Below are 24,852 nucleotides of genomic sequence, written 5' to 3'. Positions count from 1 at the left end.
CGCGCTCAGGCGGTCTTGCCGGCTTTCAGCATGTAGCCGAACCCGCGCTTGGTCTGGATCAGCGGCTCCGACGAGTGCGGGTCGATCTTGCGCCGCAGGTACGAGATGTAGCTCTCCACGATGCCCGCATCACCGTTGAAGTCGTATTCCCACACGTGGTCGAGGATCTGCGCCTTCGACAGCACGCGGTTGGGATTGAGCATGAGGTAGCGCAGCAGCTTGAACTCGGTCGGGCTGAGGTCGATGGAGACGTCCCCGACCTGGACGTCGTGGGTGTCCTGATCCATCGTGAGCTCGCCGGCGCGGATCACCGACTCCTCGTCCGCCTGCATGGTGCGGCGCAGGATCGCCTGGATGCGGGCCACGATCTCGTCGAGGCTGAAGGGCTTGGTGACGTAGTCGTCGCCGCCGGCGTTCAGTCCGGTGATCTTGTCTTCGGTCTCGTCCTTGGCGGTGAGGAAGAGGATGGGAGCGGTGTAGCCGGCGCCGCGGAGGCGCTTGGTGACGCTGAACCCGTTCATGTCGGGCAGCATGACGTCGAGAATGATGAGGTCGGGCTCCTCTTCCAGGACCGCCGAGATCGTCTGGGCGCCGTTGGACACGGCCCTGACCTGGAATCCGGCGAATCGCAGGCTCGTGATCAGCAGGTCGCGGATGTTCGGTTCGTCGTCCACGACGAGGATGCGCGGTGCGGTCATGCCCTCATTATGTCGGCGGAAGCGATCCCGTGCCTGGAAATCCGCCAGACCGGCCGAAATCGCTCACCGCGCTTCGGCACGGATCTCCACGCAGCAGCGCCCATCGGCGGGAGCGAGCACCGCGGTGCGCTCGTCGCCGGTTCCGGCGACGAGACCCCGCACCAGATCCAGGTTCGCGGAGCAGATGAGCTCGGTGTGGCGGGCCGCCAGCGCGTGGAACGGGCAGTTCTCGAGCACGATGTCGCCCGTGGTGGCCTCCTGTCCGGAGTCCGCGGAGCGGGCGCGCGGCGCGAAACCGCACGCCGTGAGCGAGCCGTCGAGGTCACCGCACCCGGAGCCGATCGCGACGCCCGTGGCGAACGCCTCGGCCCCGAGCGCTTCGCGGAACGGCAGCCCCTGGGCGTCGACGGCTTCCGCGGCCGCGGCGAGCAGCTCGCCGACGAGCTCGTAGTGGCGTTCCGGGATGCTGGCGGCCACCTCCGCCGCCGTGGCGCGATACAGCTTCGCGGGTCGACCGGCGCCGGGTCCGGTGCGACCGGAGCGTCGCTCGTAGCTGACCGAGAGGAGCCCCGCTTCCGCCAGGCGGTCCAGGTGGAACGCCGCGGTGCTGCGGGGGATGCCGAGGGTGGCGGCGACGTCGTCGCGCCCGATGGCGCGGTCCGTCGCGAGGCGGTAGAGGTCGCGACGCAGCGGATCGGCGAGGGCCGCCATCGCCTCGGCCCGGTCGGGCATGAGACTGCTCACAGAAGGAGTGTACCTCTAAAAACAGAATCCTTGACAAAAGAATTGAGCGGTTCTACCGTCGGGATCAAAGCCGGTGGGGGTGCCCACCGGCGGCGACCGAAAGGAGCTCGGGAATGTCGATCACCGCCCCGGCCACGTCGCTTCACGCCCTCTCCCTCGAGGCGCCGGTCGACCGCGAGGCGGCGATGGCGGCGGTCGCCGACCTTCTCGTCGCGCTGGGTCACGATCCCGACGAGGGCGACCTCGTGCAGACGCCGCGCCGCGTCGCCGACGCCTTCATCGAGATGCTGACCCCCGAGCCGTTCCAGATGACGACGTTCGCGAACGACGGCGGCTACGACGAACCGGTCGTGGTGCACGCCATCCCGTTCGTCTCGCTGTGCCGGCACCACCTGTTGCCGTTCCGCGGTGCCGCGACCGTCGGCTACGTGCCGGGAACCCGTCTGGTGGGGCTTTCGAAGCTCGCTCGAGCGGTGTCGCACCATGCGCGCGGGCTCCAGGTGCAAGAGGAGCTGACGATGCAGATCGCCCGCACCCTGGAGGAGGCGCTGACGCCGCGCGGGCTCGCGGTCGTCCTGGAGGCCGAGCACCTGTGCATGTCGATGCGCGGCGTCCGCGCCGAGGGAGCCCGCACGACGACCACGGTCTTCCGCGGGATGTTCGCCGAGGACGCCGCGCTGCGCGCCGGCGTCGCCAGGCCTCGTCCCGCCTGATCCAGCCCGACGAGAGGAGTCACCATGGCACACATGCTGATCATCGGGGGAGGGCTCGCGGGCGGCACGGCCGCCCAGACGCTGCGCGAGGAGGGATTCGACGGCGACGTGACGATCGTCGCTGCAGAGAACCATCCGCCGTATCAGCGACCGCCCCTGTCGAAGGGATACCTCGGCGGCAAGGAGGGATCGGATGCCGTCATCCTCCACTCGGCGCCGTGGTACGCCGAACACGGCATCCAGCTGATCGCCGGCGTGGCAGCGACGGGGCTGGATGTCGCGGCGCACGCCGTGGACCTCGCCGACGGCTCGCGGCTGGAGTACGACGCCGTGCTGCTGGCCACCGGCGCACAGCCGCGCATGGTGCCACTGCCCGGCCACAATCTCCCCGGTGTCATGACGCTGCGGCGCCTCGACGACTCCGACCGGCTGGCCTCTGAACTGCGCGGCGGTGGACGGCGACTGGTGGTGATCGGCGCCGGGTGGATCGGCATGGAGGTCGCCGCGACGGCCCGAGAACTGGGCAACGAGGTCGCCATCCTCGAGCGGGACGCGGTGCCCCTGGCGGCGGCGCTGGGCAGCCGGATGGGCGAGGTGTTCGCGCGACTGCATCGCGAGCACGGCGTCGATCTGCGCACATCGGTCGGTGTCGAGCGGATCATCGGCGGGCGGCAAGCGGAAGGCGTGGTCGTCGGCGGCGAGGTGATTCCGGCGGACATGGTGCTGGTGGGGGTCGGGGCGGCCCCCGATACGGCCCTGGCGGAGGCGGCCGGACTGGAGACTCTCAACGGGGTGCTCACCGACGCGTCGCTGCGCACCAGCGCTCCCGACGTCTTCGCGGCCGGTGACGTCGCGAACGCGTTCCATCCCGTGCTGCAGCGGCACCTGCGCAGCGAGCATTGGGCCAATGCCCTCAACGCCGGCAAGGTGGCGGCGCGATCGATGCTCGGGCAGCCGGCATCCTTCGACGACATCCCGTACTTCTACACCGATCAATACGATCTGGGCATGGAGCTGTCGGGGTACGCGCCGCTGATGACGGATGCCGAGGTCGTCGTCCGCGGCGATCTGCAGCGGCGCGAGTTCGTCGCGTTCTGGATGGATCAGGGCAGGGTCGTGGCGGGGATGAACGTCAACGTGTGGGACGTCAACGACACGGTGCAGCAGCTGATCAGGTCGGGGGAGCGGATCGATCCCGCCCGGCTGAGCGATCCCGGCCTGCCGTTGGAGGACCTGCTGTCGTGACGATCGCCGATGCGCGGCCGACGCTTCGTGAGCCGGTGCTGGACCTCGCCGGCACGCCGCTGGACCTATCGAGGCACCTCGCCGTGATGGCGATCGTCAATCGCACGCCCGACTCCTTCTACGACGGCGGGGCGACCTTCGCCCTGGACGCCGCCGTCGCCGCGGGCGTGGCAGCCGTGCAAGCCGGTGCGGATGTGGTCGACGTCGGCGGCGTGAAGTTCGCGCCCGGGCCGCCGGTGCCCGTCGACGAGGAGATCGCGCGGGTGATCCCCGTCGTGCGCGAGCTCGCTCCGCTCGTGCCGGTGAGCGTCGACACATTCCAGCCGGAGGTGGCGCGGGCGGCGATCGAGGCGGGTGCCGCGCTCATCAACGACACCACGGGACTGCGCGATCCCGCCATGGCCGGGGTCATCGCGGAGGGCGGGGCGGCCGTGGTGATCGCGCACAGCCTCGCCGCACCGCGTACGCCGCATCCGCTGCCCCATTACGACGACGTGGTCGGCGATGTGGCCGCCTTCCTCGCCGAACGACGGACAAGGGCCATCGACAGCGGCGTGCCCGACGACCGGATCGTGCTCGACCCCGGTCATGACCTCAACAAGAGCACACGGCAGACGCTCGAGCTCACGCGGCGGCTCGGCGAGCTGGGCGCGCTGGGCGCACCGCTGCTCGTGGCTCTGTCGAACAAGGACTTCGTCGGTGAGACGCTGGACCGCGCGAGGGGCGAGCGGCTGCCGGGTTCGCTCGCGGCAGCGGTGTACTGCGCGCTGCACGGTGCGCGCATCGTGCGTGCGCACAACGTGCGCGAGACGGTCGACGCCCTGCGCATGGTCGAGGCGATCCTCGGTTGGCGCGAACCCGAGTACGAGCTGCACAACACCCGTCCGGAAGGGAACGACTGATGCCGGCACGCTCCGAGCTGTATGCGGCGTACGCGCTGCCCGACCGTGATCGGCCGAGGGTGCGCATGAACTTCATCTCCAGTGCCGACGGCGCCGTGACGCTGGGCGCCCGCAGCGGTGCGCTGGGTGGCGCGACCGACCGCGCCCTCATGCAGGTGCTCCGCGCGATGGCGGACGTCGTGGTGGTCGGTGCCGGAACGGTGCGGGCCGAGGGCTACGCCGGGATCCAGGTGGAGGACTCCGACGTGCGGTGGCGACGCGCGCGGGGTCTTGCTGACCAGCCCGCGCTTGCCATCGTCAGCGGCTCGCTGCACCTCGACCCGGGCGATCCCGTGTTCACCGACGCCGCCCGCCGTCCGGTCGTCGTGACGACGGATGCCGAAGCCGCCGCTCGGCGCGAGGAGTTCGAGCCGGTGGCCGAGGTGGTCGCCTGCGGAGCTGTTCCCTCCGGCGCCGGGGTGGCGGCATCCCTCGACCTCGCCCTCATGCTCGACGCCTTCGCCCGGCGCGGGTGGACGCAGGTGCTCTGCGAAGGCGGGCCGCACCTCTTCGGCACGCTGCTGGATGCCGGTCTCGTCGACGAGGTGTGCCTGACCCTCGCGCCTCGCTTCGTGGGCGGCCAGGCGGGGCGGATCGTCCAGGGTGCGCGCGAGCACGATCGACGCTTCACGCTGGACGGGGTGCTGACCGACGACGACGGGTTCGCCTTCTTCCACTACGTCGTGCGCTGAGCCGGACCGGCTTCCTCTGGGGCGGGGAGGACGGAGCGGACCACTGGCTCGAGCGTGGGGCGCAGCGGGATGTCGGGCGCGACGGTGAGCCGGTTCACGATGAGCCCCGCGCTCACAGCCAGCACGGTGCGGGCCGCCGCCTCCACATCCGGCGCGCCGAGGGTCGTCATCAGCTCCCGCGTCCACTCTTCGAACAGCGAGCGCTGCGCGCGCATCGACGGCTGGGCATGCCTGGCGGCACTGGTCTCGAGGAACAGTGCGTACCGCGCGCGCGTCCTGACGGCCTGCGGGCCGGTCGCCTCGTCCAGGAGCTGAGTGAGCGCGTCGATCGCCTGCGCTGCGGTCCGGACCGTTGCCATCGCGACGGTCAATTCCGCCCTCTCCTGCTCGGCGATCCACACGAGCACGCCCGCCACCAGAGCATCCCTCGTGCGGAACCAGTTCGACGTCGACCCCTTCGGGAGTCCTGCCTCCTCGTCGACGCGAGCGTGAGTGAGTGCGCGGATGCCCTGTTCGCCCACCAGCCGCACGGCGGCTTCGAGCGCCCGATCGCGAGTGGCGGCCATGCCGGGAGAGTAGCAGAGAATACTACGATCGTAGTGACATCCTACTATGAACGTAGTAATGTGTGCCGCATGTCGTACGTGGTGCTCGCGTTCTGGATCGTCCAGAGTGCTGTCGGACTGACGCTCCTGGTCAGCTGGCTCCGGCATGCGAGCGGGCGCGGGGCGCGGCAGGTGATCCCGCACGTGGCCACCTCGGTCAGCGGTCTGGTGCTGTGGATCTGGTTCATCGCCAGCGGAGCGATCCTTCCGGCATGGCTTGCTCTGATCGCCATCACGATCGGCAACACGTTCGGCGACATCGTGCTGCTGGGGCGTGTGCGCCGTTTCGCCCCGCAGGCCCGAACGCTCGTCCAGCGTTACGGCGCCGCGATCGGCGGCGTCTTCCGAGGCCAGCTGTCGCCGCGCGTCTGGTTCCACGCCCTGTTCGCCGGTGTCGTCTACTTCACCTGCCTCGGAGTCTGCATCGGGGAGACGGTCGCCGCGGGCTGACCGCGACGGCAAGGACCCTGGCATCCGCGTCGTCCCCTGTCGCGGCGGCGAACCGTGCATTAGGTTGCTGGTGATCGCGCCCACGAGGACGCGTGCGGACGGCGGGCACAGGCGCCCGCCAGAAGGAGAGGGTGCTCTGTGCACACGCGCAAGACATCGATCGCACGGCTGACGGGAGGAGCGGTCATCGCCGCCACCGCGGTCGCGCTGGCGCTGACCGGCCCGGGCTCGGCTGCCTCCGCCGCGCCCGGCGGCGGGCACACGCCGAACGGGCCGACCATCGACATCCAGCTGCTGTCGTTCAACGACTTCCACGGCAACCTCGAGCCGCCGTCGGGGTCCAGCGGCCGCCTGGTGATCGACCATGCGCTCGCGCCCGCTGCGACCAAGCCCACTGATGTGACGACCGACACGCTGACCCCGCCCGGCGTGGGCGGTGTGGAGTACCTGGCGACGCACCTCGAACAGGCCCGCCAGGGGCACCCGTACTCCCTCACGGTAGCCGCCGGAGACTTGATCGGCGCCTCCCCGCTGCTGTCGGGCGCGTTCCACGACGAGCCCACCATCGAGGCGCTGAACGCACTCGAGCTCGACGTGTCGGCGGTGGGCAACCACGAGTTCGACGAGGGCTACGTCGAACTGCAGCGCATGGCCGACGGGGGGTGCATCGACGACGGCGAGGGGGCGAACAACCAGAACTCCTGCCCGGACGGTGCGTTCGCGGGTGCGGACTTCGACTATCTCGCCGCGAACGTCGTGAAGCAGGGGACGGACGAGACGATCCTGCCCGCGTACGCGATCGAGAACATCAAAGGCGCGAAGATCGGCTTCATCGGGATGACCCTCGAGGACACCCCCGACATCGTGACGGCGTCCGGCATCGCCGGTCTCGAGTTCAGAGACGAGGTGGCCACCGCCAACGCGCTGGTTCCCGTGCTCAAGGCACGCGGGGTGAACGCGATCGTCGTCCTCGTCCACCAGGGCGGGACGCCCGGTCAGGAGACGTGGTACCACAACGGTGTCCCGTACCAGGTGAACCCGTCGTACGACGCCGCGTGCGCGGACGGCGCGCAGCTTGATCCCACGAGTCCGATCATCCCGATCGCGCAGGGTCTGGACCCGGCGATCGACATGGTGATCTCCGGGCACACGCACCAGCCGTACATCTGCGACATCCCCGACCCGAGCGGTCAGTCGCGCCTGGTGACATCGGCATCCTCTTTCGGGCGCCTCTACACCGACACGACCCTGACCTACGACCGGCGCACCCAGGACATCGTGCGGACATCGGTCGCCAGCGCGAACGTGCTGGTCACCCGCGACGTGCCGAGGGACCCGGTCGAGACGGACCTGATCGCGCGATACAAGGAGCTGGTGAAGCCGATCGCGAGCAAGGTCATCGGACAGATCACGGCCGACATCACCCGGACACCCAACCCGGGCGGCGAGACGCCGCTGGGCGATCTGATCGCCGACGCGCAGCTGGCCGACCCCAGCGTCGTCGGACCGTACGCGCCGCCGCAGATCGCGCTGATGAACCCCGGGGGCATCCGCACCGACCTCACCTACGCGGCGTCGTCGTGGGGCGAGGCGCCGGGAGATGTCACCTTCGAGGAGGCCTTCAACGTCCAGCCGTTCAACAACTACCTGGTCTCGCTCGACCTCACCGGCGCGCAGATCAAGCAGCTGCTGGTCGAGCAGTGGAGCGGTGCGAACGCCAGCGCCAAGAAGATCCTCCAGGTCAGTGACGGCTTCGCGTACACCTACTCCGGAACCACGCTGGGCAGCGTCACGCTGAACGGTGTTCCGCTGGACGACGCGGCCGTCTACCGCGTCGTGACGAACAACTTCCTCGCCGGTGGCGGGGACGGGTTCCCGACGTTCCTGTCCGCCGGGAACGTGTACTACGGCGGGCTCGACATCGACGCGTTCGCCGCGTACCTGACCGCGCACAGCCCGTACGCGCCGGTCGCGCTGGATCGCATCACGCTGCAGTAGGAACCGTCGGCCCGGTGCTGCCCTGCAGCGCCGGGCCGATCCGCTGCGCGGATCAGGCCGCGGTCGCCTCGATCCGGTCGGCGTCCAGGATCGTGTAGGCGTAGCCCTGCTCGGCGAGGAACCGCTGGCGGTTCTGCGCGAAGTCCTGATCGACGGTGTCCCGGGCGATCAGCGTGTAGAAGCTCGCCGTGTGGTTGGACTGCTTCGGGCGCAACAGGCGTCCGAGGCGCTGGGCCTCCTCCTGCCGGGAGCCGAACGACCCCGACACCTGGATGGCGACGGATGCCTCGGGCAGGTCGATCGAGAAGTTCGCGACCTTCGAGACCACGAGCACCTCGATCGTGCCTTCGCGGAACGCCTGATAGAGCTCCTCGCGCTCATCCACCGGGGTCTGGCCGGTGATCTTGGGGGCGTTCAGCGCCTCCGCGAGCACGTCGATCTGATCCAGGTACTGGCCGATGATGAGGATGCGCTCGCCCTTGTGCCGCTCGACCAGCCGGCGCACGACGCCGATCTTGGCCGGCGCCGTGGCGGCCAGCCGGTAGCGCTCGTCGTCGGCGGCCGCCGCGTACTCGAGGCGGTCGCCGGCGGGGAGGTCGACGCGCACCTCGTAGCAGACGGCGGGCGAGATGAAGCCCTGCGCCTCGATCTCTTTCCACGGGGCGTCGAAGCGCTTGGGCCCGATGAGGCTGAACACGTCGCCCTCGCGTCCGTCCTCCCGGACGAGCGTGGCCGTCAGGCCCAGGCGCCGCCGCGCCTGCAGGTCGGCGGTGAGCTTGAACACCGGCGCGGGCAGCAGATGCACCTCGTCGTAGACGATGAGGCCCCAGTCCAGGGCATCCAGCAGGGCCAGGTGGGCGTACTGCCCCTTCCGCTTGGCCGTGAGGATCTGGTACGTCGCGATGGTGACAGGCTTGATCTCCTTGGCCTGGCCGGAGTACTCGCCGATCTCCTCGGGGCTCAGCGACGTGCGCTTGAGCAGCTCGTCCCGCCACTGGCGGGCGCTGACGGTGTTGGTCACCAGGATGAGCGTGGTGGTCTTCGTCTCGGCCATCGCGCCGGCGCCCACCAGCGTCTTGCCGGCGCCGCAGGGGAGCACGACGACGCCCGAGCCGCCCTCGGTGAAGGTATCGACCGCCTGCCGCTGGTACGGGCGCAGGTGCCAGCCGTTCTCGGCCAGGTCGATCGGGTGCGGCGTGCCCGGGGTGTAGCCGGCGAGATCCTCCGCCGGCCAGCCGATCTTCAGCAGCTCCTGCTTGATCTGACCCCGTGCCCACGCGTCGACGACGTACGTGTCGGGGGAGGGGTGACCGATCAGCAGCGGCTGGATGCGCTTGTTCTTCGACACCTCGGTGAGGACCGCGGCATCCGTCGACCGCAGGATCAGTTCGCCACCCGAGCCGTCCTCGGCGACAGGCGTGCGCTCGATCACCAGGCGTCCGTAACGGTTCACGGTCTCGGCGATGTCGAGCGAGACCGACGGCGGCACCGGAAAGCGCGACCACCGATCGAGCGTCGCCAGCATGTCGCCGGCGTCGTGACCCGCCGCCCGCGCGTTCCACAGCCCGAGCCGGGTGATCCGGTAGGTGTGGATGTGCTCGGGCGCGCGTTCCAGCTCGGCGAAGATCGCGAGCTCGTGGCGCGCGCTCTCGGCGTCGGGGTGCGCGACTTCCAGGAGCACCGTGCGGTCGCTCTGGACGATGAGGGGGCCGTCAGCCATAACGTGCCAGTCTACCGGCGTGCGAGCAGGATCGGCGCCGTGACCTGGGAGTCGCGCTCACACCGCGCTGACACGGAGGATGCTCGAGACCGGCAGCGTGCGCTCGATGTCGGCGGCGCGGTCGCGCCCGCGCAGACGCCCGCCGCCCAGCCCCGACGCCTCGAGCGTGAAGGTGCGTTGGGAGCCGTCGGGCATGCGCACGACGACGGCGATCTCGGCGCGGGCCCGTACGGCCTGCTCCAGCTCGCGCTCCAACCAGCCCTCCTCGCCGTCCGTCCCGTGGCCGCTGCGCAGGGTCTCGATGAGGCGGGCGTAGGTCTCCTGCGCGGTGGCGGTGGCCTGCGAGGGCGAGCCGGCGGCGCGACGATGCATGGGCTCGGCCGCACCCGCGGGATCCAGTGCGATCACCGGGTACTTGGCGTCGGCGAGAGTCCAGTACACGGCGTCCCGCGCCACGCGCGAGCTGAGCGCGCCGTCCTCGGGCAGGAGTCCCAGCGGACGCAGCGCCTGATCGATCGCGATCGTCTCCAGCAGAGCGGCGTCCGGGCTCTCCACGCGAGTGCGGCCGGTGCTCGTGTCGGCGCGGACCCGCACCATTCCGTGACGGGCCGCGGTGCTCTCGATGAGATAGTCCAACGGCTGCGGGATGCCGGTGAGCGAGAGGTCCGTCAGGAACGCGCGTATCGACTCGGCCGTCTCGCCCTCGGTCATGCCCGCCGTGACCGAGTCCGCGGTGAACCGGTACGTCGACGCCTGTGCGCGCGACTCCCGCACCGCGATCGAGCGCAGCCGCAGGTCCAGGGCCGGGGCGAGCGGACCGGGCGCGATCGCCGTGAGGTCGGCTTGCAGGTACACCCGGTCGATCTCGGCGGGAAGATAGGCTGCCATGCCCGCGGCATCCGCCCGCTCACCTGCCCGCAGTGCGGCCGTCCAGGGGAACTCGGCGTCGCCGGCGGCATCGAGCAGGCCCCATCTCGCGCCGATGCGCTGCAGCCGGACGACGCGGTCCGGCCACTCCGGATCGAGGGGATAGACGCCGGCCCACTGCGCCGGCGGCAGGAAACCGCCCGCCGCCGTGCGGACGCCGGGTGGCAGATCGCCGCGGAAGCCTTCCGCGATCTGCTCCCACCGCCCGGCCGTGGTCGTGGCCAGCCAGGTCTCGCCCTCGGCAGTCACCGTCCACTCGCGTTCCTGGGCTCGGGCGAGCCCGGCCGCGGCTGCCGAGGCCAGCAGGTCCTCGAGGTCGTCCGGGTGGGCGATGGCCCCCGCATCCACCAGCCGTCGCCGGTCCACCGCGCTCACTGGTCCCGCGCCGGTGCGGGCCAGCGGCGTGTGCAGGCACGCCAGCAGCACGTCGGTGAGCGCGCCCGCCGTGGTGAGTGCGCGCTCCGCGGCCGCGGCCGCCGAGCGCACGTCGGCCGCGGGCGGCGCGGGCGCGGGCGGCAACGGGCTGAACGCTGCGGGATCGGCGTGCGCCGCGGCGGCGACCCGCTCGGCGACGGGGCCGTAAGGCCGGCCGTCGGCGTCGACGAGGGCCAGACGCACCGGCCCACCGCCGGGCACGGCGGTTCCCGCCCGCAGCGCGATGAGATCGCGACGGTCCAGATGCATCAGGGCGCGGTCGATCGAGGCGGCTTCCAGGAGTCCCTCGGCGGCGTCGAAGAAGTCGTGCCACCCCGATTGCGACGACACGGCGCGGGCCGCAAGCGTTCCCGCGAGCGCGGCGTCGTCGAGATCGGCGAGCCGCGTCGCCAGAGCGCGCGCATCGGAGACCAACCCGGTCAGCCTCCCCGGTTCGCCCGAGCCCTTCGGACGAAGCTCATGATCAGGACCGTGAGCAACAGGGCGAATGCGACGATGGGAGCGATGTAGACCAGCACCCCGACGATCGGCCAGATGCCGGTGCTCATGTCGGCGCCGGCCGCCGAGGAGATCATGATCGCGAAGAAGCTGACGATCGAGAGCAGGAGCAGCCCCAGCGACATGAACGCCAGGATGCGGTCGATGCGGCGCACGGGGACGTCGCCGGTGGGGTTCGTGCTCATCTGCTCCAGCCTATCGGCTGGCATCGCCGGTGCGACGCGCGCGGCTGGCCGTCCGCGGCCGCTGCCGGAGCCTGACGGGGAGGGGTGTGCCGTAGGCTGGAGGGGTGGGGTTGCAACGCCCCGTATTCGTCATGCCGCCCGCGACCTCTCGCGGGCGCCGATCCAGCGAGGTCTCGATGCCCACCGGCAAGGTCAGGTTCTACGACGAGGAGAAGGGCTTCGGCTTCATCTCCTCCGACGACGGTCAGGACGTCTTCCTGCACGCCACCGCCCTGCCCGCCGGCACACCCGCACCCAAGACGGGTACCCGGCTGGAGTTCGGGATCGCCGACGGCAAGCGCGGACCTCAGGCGCTGTCGGTGCGCGTGCTCGAGGCGCCGGTGAGCCTCGCCAAGCGCGCCCGCAAGCCCGCCGACGACATGGCGATCATCATCGAGGACCTGGTGAAGCTGCTCGACGGCATCGGCGGTGATCTGCGTCGCGGTCGGTACCCGAGCGGCTCTCACGGCAAGAAGGTGGCCGCGGTCCTGCGCAAGGTGGCCGATGAGCTCGACGCCTGATCCGGTCGACCCTTCGGCCGACTTCCTGCTCGAGCTCGACGGCGCCGCCGCTGCGGATGCTCCCGCCGGGGCCGAGCCCGACCCGCAGCTGCTGGAGGCTCACGACCTCGCCCTGGCCGCGCTGCGTGAGATCACGCCCGAGACGACGATCGGCGAGCCCGCCGGATACCGCGTGGAAGCGGATGGCGTCGTCTCGCTGCGCTTCGCCAACCGGCTCGCCGGCTACCCCGGATGGTTCTGGACGGTGAGCCTCGCGCGTGTCGCGGATGCCGCGCCGACGGTGCTGGAGGTCGAACTGCTGCCCGGCGACGGAGCGCTGCTGGCGCCGGACTGGGTGCCGTGGGCGGTGCGCCTGGCCGACTATCACGCGGCGCAGGCAGCGCTCGCCGAGGCCGCGCACGCCGACGACGCCGAAGAGGGCGACGGTGAGGAGCTCGACGACGTCGACGACCTCGACGCGGCCGACTTCGATGACGACGGCTCGTCCATCCTCCATGCCGGGGATGTCGACGGCGTCGACATCGACGAGCTCGCCGACGCCGACGACGAGGACGACGAATCCGACGAGGACGACGAGGACGACGAATCCGACGAGGACGACTCGGACGACGAGGACGAGGACTCCGACGAGGACTCCGACGAGGACGACGACTCCGACTCCGACGAGGATGAGGACGACGTCGACGAAACCGACGAGGGCCGCTTCGAGGACGACTGAGACCGGCGACGCCGTCCGCGACCGATCGCGTGACGGCGCCGCCGGGTTCTCAGCGGGACTCGATCGCCTGGCCCTCCGCGACCGGCACGCCTCCCGACGATGCGGCCACGCGGAATCGTGCGCTGAGGAGGGTTTCGTCTCGCGATGACGACCCCACCAGCAGCTCGAACTCTCCGGGTTCGACCACGCGCCTGCCCGCGGCATCCACGATCGTGCAGTCGGCTACCGGCACCGACACCTCCACCGTCGCCGACGCACCGGGCGCGAGCTCGACGTGGCGATAGGCCTTCAGCTCCTTATCGGCCCAGCTCACGGAGGTGACGCTGTCGCGCACGTACAGCTGGACGATCTCGTGCGCCACCCGATCCCCGGCGTTGCGCACGCGTACGACGGCGCGGACGGTCTCGTGCGGCTCCAGCGAGGTCTCGACAAGACGCAGGTCCGAGTACTCCACGCTCGTGTACGACAGTCCTTCTCCGAAGGCGAACGCCGGGCTCTGCGTCAGGTCGGCATAACGGCTGCCGTGCTGTCCGCGGATCTGGTTGTAGTAGATCGGCAGCTGTCCGGCGTGGCGCGCGAACGAGAGGGGCAGGCGGCCCCGCGGCTCGATGAGGCCGAGCAGCAGCTCGGCGACGGCGCGTCCGCCCTGCATGCCGGGATTGGCCGCCCACACCAGAGCCGCCGCCTCCAGGACGGACGGGGGGAGCACGTGCGGCTTGCTGGCCAGCAGCACGACCACGAGCGGCGTGCCGGTCGCGGCGAGCGCCTCGAGCAGCGCGAGCTGTCCGCCGATGAGTTCCAGCGTGGCCGTCGAGCGTCCCTCGCCGACGAGCTCGATGCGGTCTCCGACGACGGCGACGACGTAGTCGGCCTCGCGCGCGGCAGCGACCGCCTCCGCGATCAGGTCAGGGTCGGGCGGGCTGGGGACGACGACCTGCGGCCGCGGTTGTCCATCGGGGAAGAACGCGCCGTCCGGGTCCTCCTCGAGACTGAGGATGTCGGCGCCGCGGGCGTAGGAGATGTCCCATGTCGCCGGAGCATGCGCACGCAGGCCGTCGAGCACTGTCGTGATCCGCTCGCGGGGATGCCCGTCCGGGATCCAGTCGACCTGACCGGATGACCCCGCCCAGTCGCCGAGCTGCGTCTGGGCGTCATCGGCGAGGGGGCCGACGACCGCGACACGGCGGGCACCGGCTGCCGCCGGCACGGCGCGTCCGGAGGCGTCGGCGTGGTGCCCGCCGGCGAACGGAAGCGTGCCGTCGTTGCGCAGCAGCACGAGCGACCGCCGGGCCGTCTCGAGGTTCAGCGCGGTGTGATCGGACGCGCCCACGGACGCCTGGATGCGCTCGGGATCGGGCAGGCGGGGATTCTCGAAGAGTCCGAACTCGAACTTCAGCAGGAGGATCCGGGTGACGGCGCGGTCCAGTGCCTCCTCCGTCAGCAGTCCCTGGGCGAGAGCGTCGAGTGCCCCCTGGAAGAAGCCCGGCGTCGTCATGATCATGTCGTTGCCGGCGTGCACCGCGGCAGCCGCGGCGTGCGCATAGTCGGGCTGCACCTTCTGCTCCCACACCATGCGGCCGACGTTGTCCCAGTCGGTGATGAGGGTGCCGGTGTACCCCCACTCGCCGCGCAGCACCTCGTTCAGCAGCCATTCGTTCACCGTGATCGGGACGCCGTCGGTGGTCTGGTAGCCGAGCATGAAGGTGCGGCATCCTTCCTTCGCCACCCGTTCGAACGGCGGCAGGAACCAGGAGCGCAGCTTGCGCCGGGAGATGTCGGCCTCGCTCGCGTCGCGTCCTCCCTGCGTCTCGGAGTACCCCGCGAAGTGCTTGGCGGTGGCGAGGATCGCCGTGGGGTCGTCGAGCCCGCCGCCCTGGTAGCCGCGCACCATGGCAGAGGCCAGTTCGCCGATGAGGAAGGGATCCTCGCCGAACGTCTCGTCGATGCGGCCCCACCGCAGGTCGCGGGCGATGCACAGCACGGGAGAGAAGGTCCAGTGGATGCCGGTGGCCGACACCTCCACCGCCGTGGCACGCGCGACCTCTTCGATCAGCGCCGGATCCCAGGAGGCGGCCATCCCCAGCTGCGTGGGGAAGATCGTCGCCCCTTCCCAGAAGGAATGGCCGTGGATGCAGTCCTCCGCCACGAGGAGCGGGATCTGCAGGCGCGTTCGCAGCGTCAGCTCGCGTGCGCGCAGCACCTTCTCGGGCGACGCGTGCAGGATCGACCCGGCGTGCATGCGCACGACCTGGTCCTCCAGGTCGTCGCGGGCGTCCAGCTGCAGCATCTGCCCGACCTTCTCCTCGACGCTCATGCGACCGAGAAGATCCGCGATCCGATCGGCGACGGGAAGCGAGACGTCGAGGTAGGCGGGACGGTGTCGCTCGTCCGTGCGTCGTTGTTCGCGAGGATGCGCGGCGTCTGTCACAGGTTCTCCTGTCGGGTGGGGGAGTCCGCGGTGCCGGATGCCGGCGAGGACGCGGAGGATGCCGTGCCACGGCCCGGCGCGCCGGGTGCGGTGCGCACCGCCGTCACGGCGCCGCGCGCCGTCATGCCCTTCTTGCGCAGGGCGCGCGAGCGCTCGCCCGCCGAGCGCAGGCGGGGGTTGACGTACTCGTCGATGCCGAAGTTGATGAGCGAGAGCGCCATGCCCAGCAGGGCGATGCACAGGCCGGCGGGGATGTACCACCACCAGTAGTCGGGGAACGCGCCGTTCTGCTGCGCCCAGAACAGGATGGTGCCCCAGTTCAGGTTGGTGATCGGGATGACGCCGATGAAGGCGAGGGTGGTGAGGCCGAGGACCGCCGCGGTGACCGTGCCGACGAAGCTCGACGCGATGATCGCCATGAGGTTCGGCAGCATCTCGACGGTGATGATCCTGCCCAGCGGCTCCCCGTTCGCCCGCGCGGCCTGCACGAAGTCGCGATTGCGCAGCGACATGGTCTGGGCGCGCAGCACGCGCGCACCCCACGCCCATCCGGTCAGGGCGAGCACCGCGGCGATGAGCAGCAGGCTCGGGTCCTCGAACTGCGAGGCGATGATGATCATCAGCGGGAGGCCCGGCAGCACCAGGAAGACGTTCGTGAGCGCCGACAGCGACTCGCTCTTCCAGCCGGTGACGATCCCGGCGGTGACGCCGATGGCGACGGCGATCGCGGTCGCGAGGACGCCGGAGAGCAGACCCACCACCAGCACGCCGCGCGTGCCGTAGATGATCTGGCTGAAGATGTCCTCACCCATGTGGCTCGTGCCCAGCAGATGCTGCCACGAGGGCGGCTGCTTGAGCGCGGAGTAGTCCTTCTCGAGCGGCCCGTACGGTGCGATGAGGTCGCCGAACACGGCGAGCAGCACGAAGAATCCGAGGATCGCCAGGCCCGTGAGCGACTTGCGATTGCGGAACATGGCGAACGACGCGCCGATGTGCGCGAGCGCGGACTTCCCGGCCGGCGGTCGCGGGGCCGCGGAGGCGGCGGCGGCACCGGGGGTCTCGGCATCCAGTGCGGTGGCGGTGGGGACGGTCATGTCAGGCCTCCTGGCGGGCGCGCGGGTCGAGGATGACGTACGCGATGTCGGCGAGGATGTTGGTGACGAGCACGGCGAGCGTGATCACGAGGAAGACGCCCTGCATGAGCGGGTAGTCCTTGGCGTTGGTGGCGTCCAGCAGCAGCTTGCCGATGCCCGGGTACGAGAACACCAGCTCCATGACCAGCGTGCCGCCCACGATGAACCCGAGCGCGAGGGCGAAGCTCGACAACTGCGGGAGCATGGCGTTTCGCGCCGCGTACGTCGTCACCACCCGCCGATCCGACAGGCCCTTGGCCTGCGCGACGGTGATGTAGTCCTCGTCGAGGACCGTGATCATCATGTTGCGCATGCCGAGGATCCATCCGCCGAGCGAGGCGATGACGATCGTGATGGCCGGAAGGGCCCCGTAGTAGACGACCTCGCCGATGAACTCCGGTGTGAGCCCCGGGCGGGTTCCCTTGCCGTACGCGTGGGATGCCGGGAACCAGCCCAACGCCGACGAGAAGACCGCGATCGCGATCAGCCCCATCCAGAAGTAGGGGACGGTGGAGAAGAAGGTCGCCACGGGGATGACGGCATCCGATCCGCGCCCGCGGCGCCAGCCGATCACGGCACCCACCGCCGTGCCGAGCACGAACGACACCACGGTCGCGATGCCGACCAGGCCCACGGTCCAGGGCAGTGCGGTGCCGATCACGTCGGTCACCGGGGCCAGCCCGTGCGAGAACGATCGACCCAGATCCCCGGAGAACAGCAGCTTCCAGTAGTCGATGTACTGCTCCCACAGGCTCCGTTCGGTGTCGAGGCCGAAGAGCGTGCGCAGGGCGGCGATCGCCTCGGGGCTGATCTTGCCCTGGTTCTTCTGCAGGTACGCCGAGACGGGGTCGCCCTTCATCATGCGGGGGATGAGGAAGTTGATGGTGATGGCAGCCCACGCCGTGAAGAGGTAGAACAGCGTGCGACGCAGCGCGAACCTCATGCCGGAACTCCTTCGGTGTCGGGGCGCGCGAAATGGCGGTCGGGGTCGGGGGAGGCGTTGCGCAGCGCCCGCGTGTAGGGATCCTGCGGGTTCAGGATCACGTCGTCTGCGGGCCCCGCCTCGACGACCCGGCCGCGGTTGAGGACCATGATCTCGTCGGAGAAATGACGGGCTGTGGCCAGGTCATGCGTGATGTAGAGCACGCCGAGGTTCGACTCGCGCTGCAGGTCGGCCAGCAGGTTCAGCACCCCGAGCCGGATGGAGACGTCGAGCATCGACACCGGCTCGTCGGCGATGAGCAGGCTCGGACGCGACGCCAGCGCGCGAGCGATGGCCACGCGCTGGCGCTGGCCGCCCGACAGCTCGTGCGGCCGGCGGTCGATGGTGCTCGCCGGATCCAGGCGCACGCGCTCGAGCAGCCGGCGGACCTCGGCTTCCACCTCATCCGCCGGTACGACCTTGTCCAGGCGCAGCGGGCGCTCGATGTGGTGACGGATCGTGTGGTACGGGTTCAGCGAGGCGAACGGATCCTGGAACACCATCCGCACCTGCTGGCGGTAGTGCCGCAGCCGGCGTCCGCTGCGCGGGATCGGCGAGCCGTCCAGCAGCACGTCGCCGGCCGTCTGCCGCTCCAGCTGCGTGATGATCTTGGCGATGGTGGACTTGCCGCTGCCGGACTGGCCGACGAGCGCGATCGTCTGCCCGCTGTGCAGGGTGAAGCTGACGTCGTCCAGCGCGAGCATCTTGCCGGCGCCGCGGACGCGGTAGCGCTTGGTGACGCCCCGGAACTCCAGCGTCGTCATGCCGTCACCTCCGTGGCGATGCCGGATGCCGCGGATGCGGCATCCGGCATTCCCGCGGTGCCGCGCACGAAGTCTCCGCGGTCGCCGGTGAGGCTCGGGAACGACGACAGCAGGCGCTGCGTGTACGCGTGCTGCGGACGGCGGTAGATGTTCTCGGCGGTGTCGAGTTCGACGATGCGGCCTTCGCGCATGACGGCGATGCGGTCCGAGATCTCCAGCAGCAGCGGCAGGTCATGGGTGATGAACACGACGGAGAAGCCGAACTCGCGGCGCAGCTCGGAGATCTGCGAGAGGATCTCGCGCTGCACGAGAACATCGAGCGCCGTGGTGGGCTCGTCCATGATCATGAGCTGCGGGTGCAGGGCGAGGGCCATCGCGATCATGACCCGCTGACGCATGCCTCCCGACAGCTCGTGCGGGAACGACTTCAGTCGCTCGCGACCGACGCCGACGAGGTCGAGCAGATCGCCGCACGCGCGGGTGCGGTCGGCGCGCGAGAGCTCCGGGCGATGCGTCGTGAAGACGTCGCCGAGCTGGCGGCCGATGTTGATGACGGGATTGAGGGCGTTCATGGCGCCCTGGAACACCATCGAGGCCTTGTCCCACCGGAATCGGCGCATCTCGTCATCGGTCAGCGCGCCGATGTCGATGGTCTCCCCGGTCGCGTCGTGGAAGACCGCGCGCCCCCCGGTGATGACGGCGGGCGGCTTCAGCAGTCGCTGGATGCCGTAGGCGAGCGTGGTCTTGCCCGAACCGGATTCGCCGGCCAGGCCCAGGATCTCTCCGCGCTTCAGTTCCAGCGACACGTCGCGCACCGCCTCCACGGGCGGGTCGACGTCGTAGGTGACGCTGAAGTCGGAGATCGTCAGCAGAACGTCTTGGGTCATCTCTCGGGTTCTCGGGGGTCGGGAGTGCAGGAGGGGCGTTGCCCGATGCGGACGGGGGCCGGGCCGAAAGGGCCCGGCCCCCGTCGCGTTCGGCTCTCAGTCCGCAGGCTGGAGCTTGGTGAGGATGTACACCGCGGTGGGCTGGGTGGGATCGGCGGGGACGTACGGGTCGTCCTCGCCGGGCCAGCCGACGAAGTTGCGGGTGTTGTACTGGCTGAGGAAGGGCCGCGTGCCGATCGGCATCGCCGGGACCTGCTCGACGAAGATCTTCTGGATCGTCTCGAGCGCGGTGGCGCGGGCGGCTTCGTCCGTCGTGCTGGCGTACTCGGCGAGCGCGGCCGTGGCCTCCGGGCTGTCGAAGCGGCCGAAGTTGAAGTCCGCCGCCTCGCCGATGGGCTTCAGGAACCGGCCGTCCATCTGGTCGCTGTACAGGTCGTAGGGCGTGGCACCCGAGTCAGTCCAGTGCAGGATCGCCTGGAAGTCGCCGGCGCCCTTGGCCTCCCACCAGGTGTCGGCATCCGGGGTGTCGACGGCGGCCTCGACGCCGAGCTCCTTCACGGAGTCGGAGATGAGGCTGATGCCGGTGACATAGTCGTTCCAGCCCTGCGGGACGGTCAGCGTGAAGGTGACCGCCTCGCCGTCGGGGTCGATGAGCGTGTCGCCGTCCCACGTGTAGCCGGCGTCCTCGAGCACCTTCTTGGCGCCCTCGACGTCGACGGTGTAGTCCTGACCCGCGTACTCCTCGGCGATGTACGCGTCGCCGGCCGGGGTCGGCAGGCCGGTGACGGAGGTGAGCTCCGGCACGCCGCCCTCGCGGGCGATCTCCTGGTGCTTCGAGCGGTCGATCACCATGTTCACCGCCTGGCGGAACGCGACGTCGTCGAACGGCTTGGTGGTGGTGTTCACGAACATCGTGTCGATTCCCAGACCCGCGGCCGCCCAGTAGACGTTGTCGGGGTCCTTGTCGAGGTACGCGCTCTGCACGTTGGGGATGAAGGCCTGCGCCCAGTCGGCATCCCCGTTGGCCAGGGCCGTGGTGAGCGCGGTGTTGTCGGCGTACGACACGTAGTACAGCGTCGGCACGGCGAGCTCCCCGCCCCAGTAGTCGTCGCGGGCGCTGAGCTCGACGGCCTGGGTGCTGAAGTTCGACAGCGTGTACGGGCCGGTGCCGACCGGGTCCTCGTTGGTGAACGTGGTGGGGTCGTCGACATCCTCCCAGATGTGCTGGGGGACGATCAGCTTGTGCAGGACCTTGTCCTGCTTGATGAACATCGGGTTCTCGAACGAGAGCGTGACGGTGTCGCCGTCGACGGCGATGTCGGTGAGGCCCAGCGCGGTGGTGTCGAGTGCCGGGTTGTCCTTGATCAACTGGAACGTGAAGGCGATGTCGTCGGCGGTGAACTCCTCGCCGTCGTTCCAGGTCACGCCGTCGCGCGCGGTCAGCTGCACCGAGGTGTAGTCGTCCGACCAGGTGATCTCCTTCGCCAGCCACGGCACGACATCCGCGGTCGGATCGACGAGGTTGACGATGCCGAGCGGCTCGAAGATGGCGTTGGCGTACCCCAGCCGCAGGGCCGACGAGTCGCCGACCCAGGGATTGTTGCCCTCTGTGGTGATGGGGCCGTCGGGCTTGGCGATCGTCAGGGACGTGCCGTCTCCGGACTCCGTCGAGTCGCCACCGCCGCCGGCCGCGCAGCCGGTCAGCGCGATCGCCGCGGCCAGGCCCACGGCGACGAGGGAGGATCTGAGCCTCATTGCTACTCCTTCGTTTGGCACGGCGTCGTGTTCGGGAGGTCGACCACGACGTCGAGGGGTGATTGCCGGATCAACTTACAATCAAGTAAGTAACTTTGCAACTATCGTGTGACAGGCACGCCGAGGGCGCGTGCGTAGACTCACAGACGCCGGCGAACCAGCGCAGACTCCGGCGAAGAAGGGGGTGCTGACGATGGCAGGACAGCGTCGGCAGCCGCGCTCGCGGCCCGAGACACTCGCGCGTCGGCGTGACATCCTCGACGCGGCCGTCGAGATCTTCGGCAGCAAGGGATTCACCGGCGGCACGCTGCAGGAGATCGCGGACCAGGTGGGGATGACCCACGCCGGGATCCTGCACCATTTCGGCTCCAAGCACGAGCTGCTCCTGGAGGTGCTCCAGCACAGGGACGAGACCGACGTCGCCGACCTCGACGAGCAGCACATCCCCGACGGCATGGACCTGTTCCGGCATCTGGTGCGTACCGCGTTCGTCAACGCGCACCGGGCCGGCATCGTGCAGGCGTACGTCGTGCTGTCGGCCGAGTCGGTGACCGACGATCACCCCGGCCGCGACTTCTTCGAGAAGCGGTACCGGACGCTGCGGGGCGAGGTGGCGCACGCCTTCTCGGTCGTGTGCGCCGAACGGGGCGTCACCGCTCCGGAGACCGTCGACCTCGCCGCGGCCAGCATCCTCGCGGTGATGGATGGGCTCCAGGTGCAGTGGCTGCTCGACCCGGACGCCGTCGACCTCGCGCGAGCCTCGGAGTTCGCGATCGAGGCGATCGTGTCGGCGGTGCTGTCACCGGCCCCGTCGCCCCTGACCGATGGGGCGCCGGCGGGTCAGCCGAGCCGTTCGACCGTGTAGTCGATGCAGCGGATCAGCTGACGCACGTCGTCAGGGTCGATCGAGACGAACGTCGCGACGCGCAGCTGGTTGCGTCCGAGCTTGCGGTACGGCTCGGTGTCGACGATGCCGTTCGCGCGCAGGCTCTTCGCCACGGCCGCGGCATCCACCGACTCGTCGAAGTCGATCGTCACGACCACCGGCGAGCGGTCGGCGGGATCGGCGACGAACGGCGTCGCGAACGAGGCGGCCTCGGCCCACTCGTACAGCGCCTGCGACGACTCGCGCGTGCGGGCGTCGGCCCACGGCAGCCCGCCGTTGCCGTTGATCCAGCCGAGCTGCTCGTTCAGGAGGAACAGGGTGGCCAGCGCCGGGGTGTTGAGGGTCTGGTTCAGCCGGGAGTTGTCGATCGCCTGCTTGAGGCTCAGGAACTCGGGGATGTACCGTCCGGACGCGGCGATGCGCTCGATGCGCTCGATGGCCGCCGGTGAGACGAGCGCGAACCACAGCCCGCCGTCGGAGCCGAGGTTCTTCTGCGGCGCGAAGTAGTAGACGTCCGCCTCCTGCAGCGAGAAGTCGATGCCCCCCGCCGCGCTGGTGGCGTCGATGACGGTGAGCGCGCCCTCGTCTCCCTTCACCCGCTCGACGGGTGCAGCCACACCAGTAGAGGTCTCGTTGTGCGGCCACGCGTAGACGTCGACGCCCTCGACGGGCTCGGGGGCGGTGCGCGTGCCTGCGGCGATCTCGCGCACGTCGGGCGCCTCGAGCCACGGTGCCTTCGCCGCCTTCGCGAACTTGCCGCCGAACTCGCCGAACACGAGGTTCTGGCTGCGGTTCTCGATGAGGCCGAACGCGGCGGCATCCCAGAAGGCGGTCGATCCGCCGTTGCCGAGGATCACCTCGTAGCCGTCGGGCAGCCGGAACAGCTCGCCCAGGCCCGCCCGGACCGAACCGACGAGGTCCTTCACGGGAGCCTGCCGGTGAGAGGTCCCCAGCAGCTCGGCGCCGCGGGTCGCGAGCGCCTCGACGTGCGCCGGGAGCACCTTGGACGGGCCGCACCCGAAGCGTCCGTCGGCGGGCAGGATCTCGCGGGGAAGCAGCACGTGGGACATGCGTCGATTCTAGAGAGGCCCGGCCCGGTGCCCCGCCCGCGTGACGGGCCGTGACGGCTGGGGCGGTGGTTGGGGGCGGTGCCGCTTGGTGCCGCGCCGTTCAACAGGTCAACCGCGCCTTTGCAGGAGATCTGCGCCGCTGTGCGTCCTGTAGAAGGCCGGTTGACCTGTTGAGGTGTGCCTTCGGCCCGAGGTGCCGGCATCCGGGACCGCCGCGTGTGCCGCGGCCCCACCGGGGTTCCCGGGTCTCGCCGCATTCAACAGGTCAACCGCGCGTTTGCAGGAGAGCTGCGCCGCTGTGCGTCCTGTGGAAGCGCGGTTGACCTCTTGAGGTGTGCCTCGGCCCGGGGTGTCGGCATCCGGGACCGCCGCGTGTACCGCGACGTGGTTGCCTCGGGTCTCGCCGCATGCAACAGGTCAACCGCGCCTTTGCAGGACAACTGCGCCGCTCTGCGTCCTGTGGAAGCCCGGTTGACCTCTTGAGGAGTGCCTTCGGCCCGGGGTGTCGGCATCCGGGACCGCCGCATGTACCGCGGCGTGGTTGCCTCGGGGCTCGCCGCGTGCGACAGGTCAACCGCGATTTTGCAGGACAACTGCGCCGCCGTGCGTCCTGTGGATGCCCGGTTGACCTGTTGCGCCATCTCCACAGGAGGGCGAATGGATGCCGTTGCGCCGAGTTGTCCCCATCGCCGCGCCGCGGGGAGGTGACCGTGCTGCCTGTTCGCCATGCTCTCCGCATGACGGATCTGCGAGGTGCGGTGGGGGAGCGCGGCGGTGTGGTGCGGGTCTCCAGGCTGATCGAGGCCGGGATCAGCCGGAACGCGGTGCGCGTTGCGGTGCGGAACGGAGTGCTCAGCAGCCCTCGTCGGGGCTGGGTCGCCGTGCCGGATGCCGATCCGTACCTCCTGGCGGCGGCCCGTGCGGGCGTCGTGGTGACGTGCGTGACCCGGGCCAAGCGATTGGGTCTCTGGGTTCGCACCCACGATGGGCCGCACGTCGGGGTGGCTCCCACCGCCTCGCGGCTGAACCTCGGCGTGGACTCGACGGTGCACTGGGCGGCTCCCGTCCAGCCGCGCAGCCCCGACACGCTCGAGGACGGCATCCTCAGCGCCCTCGTCATCCTCGCCGGCTGCCAGCCTTATGAGTCCGCGCTGGCGACGTGGGAGTCGGCGCTGCGCATGGGGCTCGTGAGGAAAGGCGAGTTGGATCGGCTCCCGCTCCGCCCGGCGGCGCGTCTGGTTCGCGACGCCGTTACCCCGTTCTCCGACTCCGGCCTCGAGACGATCTTCGCCAGCAGGCTCAGCTGGCTGCGCGAGCTGATCCGCCCCCAGGTGTGGATCGAGGGGCATCGTGTCGACTTCCTGATCGGCGATCGACTGGTGGTGCAGATCGACGGCGGGCATCACGTCGGTCCACAGCGCACTGCGGACGTGTCGCACGATGCCGCGCTGATGCTGCTGGGGTATCACGTCATCCGCGTGACCTACGTCCAGATCATCGAACGCTGGCACGAGGTGAGCGACCTGATCCTGCGTGCGATCGCTCAGGGACTCCACCGGGCGCCGTGACCCGGATGCCGCGACCACGACGGCGGCTCCTCTTCGACAGGAGCGGCCTCCTCTTCGACAGGTCAACCGCGCCTCTACAGGAAAAGCGAGGACCCGTTTCTCCTGCGGAAGTGCGGTTGACCTGTTGAACGCGGGCCCGGCGCCCCCGGCCCGCCGAGCGGCGCGCACCACCGCCGAGCGGCTGGCACTCGCGCTGCGCCTGCTCGCGGACCCGGCGTACGACGCGCTGCTGGGTGGCACGTCGTCGTGG

At 70.1% G+C, this 24,852-nt stretch carries 23 protein-coding genes; 10 read left to right on the top strand and 13 right to left on the bottom strand.

Features of this window, described 5'->3' with window-relative positions; genetic code table 11:
• Positions 1–5: 5 nt before the first annotated feature.
• Together C9992_RS16725 and C9992_RS16720 are read right to left on the bottom strand one after the other, a co-directional pair.
• The gene (locus tag C9992_RS16725) at positions 6–698 is read right to left on the bottom strand and encodes a response regulator transcription factor (RefSeq protein WP_106816784.1); all 693 of its coding nucleotides are present in this window, start codon (positions 696–698) and stop codon (positions 6–8) included.
• Between the two features lie 63 nt (positions 699–761).
• Entirely contained in the window at positions 762–1,442 is a 681-nt protein-coding gene (locus C9992_RS16720; protein ID WP_235008302.1) for a helix-turn-helix transcriptional regulator, read from the bottom strand.
• 113 nt (positions 1,443–1,555) lie between these two features.
• On the opposite strand from C9992_RS16720, the gene folE reads away from it, so the two are divergent.
• Genes folE through C9992_RS16700 form a run of 4 tightly spaced genes read left to right on the top strand, consistent with a single transcriptional unit; the run spans position 1,556 to position 5,033 of the window.
• Positions 1,556–2,155 (top strand): GTP cyclohydrolase I, encoded by a 600-nt coding sequence (gene folE, locus C9992_RS16715; RefSeq protein WP_106816783.1) that lies wholly within the window; start codon positions 1,556–1,558, stop codon positions 2,153–2,155.
• 24 nt (positions 2,156–2,179) lie between these two features.
• Positions 2,180–3,400, top strand: coding sequence for an NAD(P)/FAD-dependent oxidoreductase (locus C9992_RS16710; RefSeq protein WP_106816782.1), 1,221 nt, complete (start codon positions 2,180–2,182; stop codon positions 3,398–3,400).
• 2 nt (positions 3,401–3,402) lie between these two features.
• Entirely contained in the window at positions 3,403–4,302 is a 900-nt protein-coding gene (gene folP, locus C9992_RS16705; RefSeq protein ID WP_407662261.1) for a dihydropteroate synthase, read from the top strand.
• Positions 4,302–5,033 carry a pyrimidine reductase family protein gene (locus C9992_RS16700; RefSeq protein WP_106816781.1) on the top strand — a complete coding sequence of 244 codons (732 nt, stop codon included), beginning with the start codon at positions 4,302–4,304 and terminating at the stop codon, positions 5,031–5,033. Before folP ends, C9992_RS16700 begins: the two co-directional genes overlap by 1 nt.
• On the opposite strand, the gene C9992_RS16695 is transcribed toward C9992_RS16700, so the two are convergent.
• Positions 5,018–5,599, bottom strand: coding sequence for a TetR/AcrR family transcriptional regulator (locus C9992_RS16695; RefSeq protein ID WP_106816780.1), 582 nt, complete (start codon positions 5,597–5,599; stop codon positions 5,018–5,020). The two genes, C9992_RS16700 and C9992_RS16695, sit on opposite strands and share 16 nt — an antisense overlap.
• Positions 5,600–5,668: 69 nt before the next feature.
• Between C9992_RS16695 and C9992_RS16690 the strand changes: the two genes are divergently transcribed.
• Together C9992_RS16690 and C9992_RS16685 are read left to right on the top strand one after the other, a co-directional pair.
• Complete coding sequence (locus C9992_RS16690) at positions 5,669–6,088, top strand: hypothetical protein (protein WP_146145348.1); 420 nt, start codon at positions 5,669–5,671, stop codon at positions 6,086–6,088.
• 138 nt (positions 6,089–6,226) lie between these two features.
• Complete coding sequence (locus C9992_RS16685; RefSeq protein ID WP_106816778.1) at positions 6,227–8,086, top strand: bifunctional metallophosphatase/5'-nucleotidase; 1,860 nt, start codon at positions 6,227–6,229, stop codon at positions 8,084–8,086.
• Between the two features lie 52 nt (positions 8,087–8,138).
• Here the strand turns inward: C9992_RS16685 and C9992_RS16680 are convergent, their stop codons facing one another.
• From C9992_RS16680 to C9992_RS16670, 3 genes are read right to left on the bottom strand one after another with little or no spacing between them, the layout of a single operon-like run.
• Positions 8,139–9,806, bottom strand: coding sequence for a DNA repair helicase XPB (locus tag C9992_RS16680; RefSeq protein WP_106816777.1), 1,668 nt, complete (start codon positions 9,804–9,806; stop codon positions 8,139–8,141).
• Positions 9,807–9,863: 57 nt separating this feature from the next.
• Entirely contained in the window at positions 9,864–11,582 is a 1,719-nt protein-coding gene (locus C9992_RS16675; protein WP_200826373.1) for a helicase-associated domain-containing protein, read from the bottom strand.
• Between the two features lie 5 nt (positions 11,583–11,587).
• Entirely contained in the window at positions 11,588–11,851 is a 264-nt protein-coding gene (locus C9992_RS16670) for a multidrug ABC transporter ATPase (RefSeq protein WP_106816775.1), read from the bottom strand.
• 176 nt (positions 11,852–12,027) lie between these two features.
• Here C9992_RS16670 and C9992_RS16665 point away from each other — a divergent pair, with 176 nt between their 5' ends.
• Together C9992_RS16665 and C9992_RS16660 are read left to right on the top strand one after the other, a co-directional pair.
• Positions 12,028–12,411 carry a cold-shock protein gene (locus tag C9992_RS16665; RefSeq protein ID WP_106816873.1) on the top strand — a complete coding sequence of 128 codons (384 nt, stop codon included), beginning with the start codon at positions 12,028–12,030 and terminating at the stop codon, positions 12,409–12,411.
• Entirely contained in the window at positions 12,395–13,129 is a 735-nt protein-coding gene (locus tag C9992_RS16660; RefSeq protein WP_106816774.1) for a DUF3027 domain-containing protein, read from the top strand. The genes C9992_RS16665 and C9992_RS16660 overlap by 17 nt, the downstream gene beginning before the upstream one ends.
• 49 nt (positions 13,130–13,178) lie before the next feature.
• On the opposite strand, the gene C9992_RS16655 is transcribed toward C9992_RS16660, so the two are convergent.
• From C9992_RS16655 to C9992_RS16630, 6 genes are all read right to left on the bottom strand, one after another.
• Positions 13,179–15,557: an exo-beta-d-1,3/1,6-glucosidase gene (locus tag C9992_RS16655; RefSeq protein WP_235008301.1), complete on the bottom strand. Its 2,379-nt coding sequence runs from the start codon at positions 15,555–15,557 to the stop codon at positions 13,179–13,181.
• Positions 15,554–16,651: an ABC transporter permease gene (locus C9992_RS16650; RefSeq protein WP_106816773.1), complete on the bottom strand. Its 1,098-nt coding sequence runs from the start codon at positions 16,649–16,651 to the stop codon at positions 15,554–15,556. Before C9992_RS16650 ends, C9992_RS16655 begins: the two co-directional genes overlap by 4 nt.
• Before the next feature lies 1 nt (position 16,652).
• The gene (locus C9992_RS16645; protein ID WP_106816772.1) at positions 16,653–17,633 is read right to left on the bottom strand and encodes an ABC transporter permease; all 981 of its coding nucleotides are present in this window, start codon (positions 17,631–17,633) and stop codon (positions 16,653–16,655) included.
• A complete protein-coding gene (locus tag C9992_RS16640) occupies positions 17,630–18,436 on the bottom strand; it encodes an ABC transporter ATP-binding protein (RefSeq protein ID WP_106816771.1) in 807 nt (268 codons plus the stop codon). The genes C9992_RS16645 and C9992_RS16640 overlap by 4 nt, the downstream gene beginning before the upstream one ends.
• Positions 18,433–19,323 carry an ABC transporter ATP-binding protein gene (locus tag C9992_RS16635; protein WP_106816770.1) on the bottom strand — a complete coding sequence of 297 codons (891 nt, stop codon included), beginning with the start codon at positions 19,321–19,323 and terminating at the stop codon, positions 18,433–18,435. The genes C9992_RS16640 and C9992_RS16635 overlap by 4 nt, the downstream gene beginning before the upstream one ends.
• A gap of 96 nt (positions 19,324–19,419) precedes the next feature.
• Entirely contained in the window at positions 19,420–21,078 is a 1,659-nt protein-coding gene (locus tag C9992_RS16630) for an ABC transporter substrate-binding protein (protein WP_106816769.1), read from the bottom strand.
• A gap of 193 nt (positions 21,079–21,271) precedes the next feature.
• Between C9992_RS16630 and C9992_RS16625 the strand changes: the two genes are divergently transcribed.
• Positions 21,272–21,943 (top strand): TetR/AcrR family transcriptional regulator, encoded by a 672-nt coding sequence (locus tag C9992_RS16625; protein WP_106816871.1) that lies wholly within the window; start codon positions 21,272–21,274, stop codon positions 21,941–21,943.
• Here C9992_RS16625 and serC read toward each other — a convergent pair.
• On the bottom strand, positions 21,919–23,034 hold the full coding sequence (serC, locus tag C9992_RS16620) for a phosphoserine transaminase (RefSeq protein WP_106816768.1): 1,116 nt from the start codon (positions 23,032–23,034) through the stop codon (positions 21,919–21,921). The two genes, C9992_RS16625 and serC, sit on opposite strands and share 25 nt — an antisense overlap.
• Positions 23,035–23,771: 737 nt before the next feature.
• Here serC and C9992_RS16615 point away from each other — a divergent pair.
• Entirely contained in the window at positions 23,772–24,602 is an 831-nt protein-coding gene (locus C9992_RS16615) for an endonuclease domain-containing protein (protein WP_106816767.1), read from the top strand.
• The last annotated feature ends 250 nt before the right edge of the window (positions 24,603–24,852 follow it).

Source organism: Microbacterium timonense (assembly GCF_900292075.1).
GTDB lineage: Bacteria > Actinomycetota > Actinomycetes > Actinomycetales > Microbacteriaceae > Microbacterium > Microbacterium timonense.
The sequence above is the reverse complement of the archived record's forward strand: the minus strand, read 5'-3'. Positions and strand labels throughout refer to the sequence as shown.

Excerpts from the sequence above, each read along its gene's own strand:
- C9992_RS16725 (WP_106816784.1), bottom strand. The coding sequence starts at position 698 with ATGACCGCACCGCGCATCCTCGTCGTGGACGACGAACCGAACATCCGC.
- folE (WP_106816783.1), top strand. The coding sequence starts at position 1,556 with ATGTCGATCACCGCCCCGGCCACGTCGCTTCACGCCCTCTCCCTCGAG.
- C9992_RS16710 (WP_106816782.1), top strand. The coding sequence starts at position 2,180 with ATGGCACACATGCTGATCATCGGGGGAGGGCTCGCGGGCGGCACGGCC.
- C9992_RS16700 (WP_106816781.1), top strand. The coding sequence starts at position 4,302 with ATGCCGGCACGCTCCGAGCTGTATGCGGCGTACGCGCTGCCCGACCGT.
- C9992_RS16695 (WP_106816780.1), bottom strand. The coding sequence starts at position 5,599 with ATGGCCGCCACTCGCGATCGGGCGCTCGAAGCCGCCGTGCGGCTGGTG.
- C9992_RS16690 (WP_146145348.1), top strand. The coding sequence starts at position 5,669 with ATGTCGTACGTGGTGCTCGCGTTCTGGATCGTCCAGAGTGCTGTCGGA.
- C9992_RS16680 (WP_106816777.1), bottom strand. The coding sequence starts at position 9,806 with ATGGCTGACGGCCCCCTCATCGTCCAGAGCGACCGCACGGTGCTCCTG.
- C9992_RS16670 (WP_106816775.1), bottom strand. The coding sequence starts at position 11,851 with ATGAGCACGAACCCCACCGGCGACGTCCCCGTGCGCCGCATCGACCGC.
- C9992_RS16665 (WP_106816873.1), top strand. The coding sequence starts at position 12,028 with ATGCCCACCGGCAAGGTCAGGTTCTACGACGAGGAGAAGGGCTTCGGC.
- C9992_RS16660 (WP_106816774.1), top strand. The coding sequence starts at position 12,395 with ATGAGCTCGACGCCTGATCCGGTCGACCCTTCGGCCGACTTCCTGCTC.
- C9992_RS16650 (WP_106816773.1), bottom strand. The coding sequence starts at position 16,651 with ATGACCGTCCCCACCGCCACCGCACTGGATGCCGAGACCCCCGGTGCC.
- C9992_RS16645 (WP_106816772.1), bottom strand. The coding sequence starts at position 17,633 with ATGAGGTTCGCGCTGCGTCGCACGCTGTTCTACCTCTTCACGGCGTGG.
- C9992_RS16640 (WP_106816771.1), bottom strand. The coding sequence starts at position 18,436 with ATGACGACGCTGGAGTTCCGGGGCGTCACCAAGCGCTACCGCGTCCGC.
- C9992_RS16635 (WP_106816770.1), bottom strand. The coding sequence starts at position 19,323 with ATGACCCAAGACGTTCTGCTGACGATCTCCGACTTCAGCGTCACCTAC.
- C9992_RS16630 (WP_106816769.1), bottom strand. The coding sequence starts at position 21,078 with ATGAGGCTCAGATCCTCCCTCGTCGCCGTGGGCCTGGCCGCGGCGATC.
- C9992_RS16625 (WP_106816871.1), top strand. The coding sequence starts at position 21,272 with ATGGCAGGACAGCGTCGGCAGCCGCGCTCGCGGCCCGAGACACTCGCG.
- serC (WP_106816768.1), bottom strand. The coding sequence starts at position 23,034 with ATGTCCCACGTGCTGCTTCCCCGCGAGATCCTGCCCGCCGACGGACGC.
- C9992_RS16615 (WP_106816767.1), top strand. The coding sequence starts at position 23,772 with ATGACGGATCTGCGAGGTGCGGTGGGGGAGCGCGGCGGTGTGGTGCGG.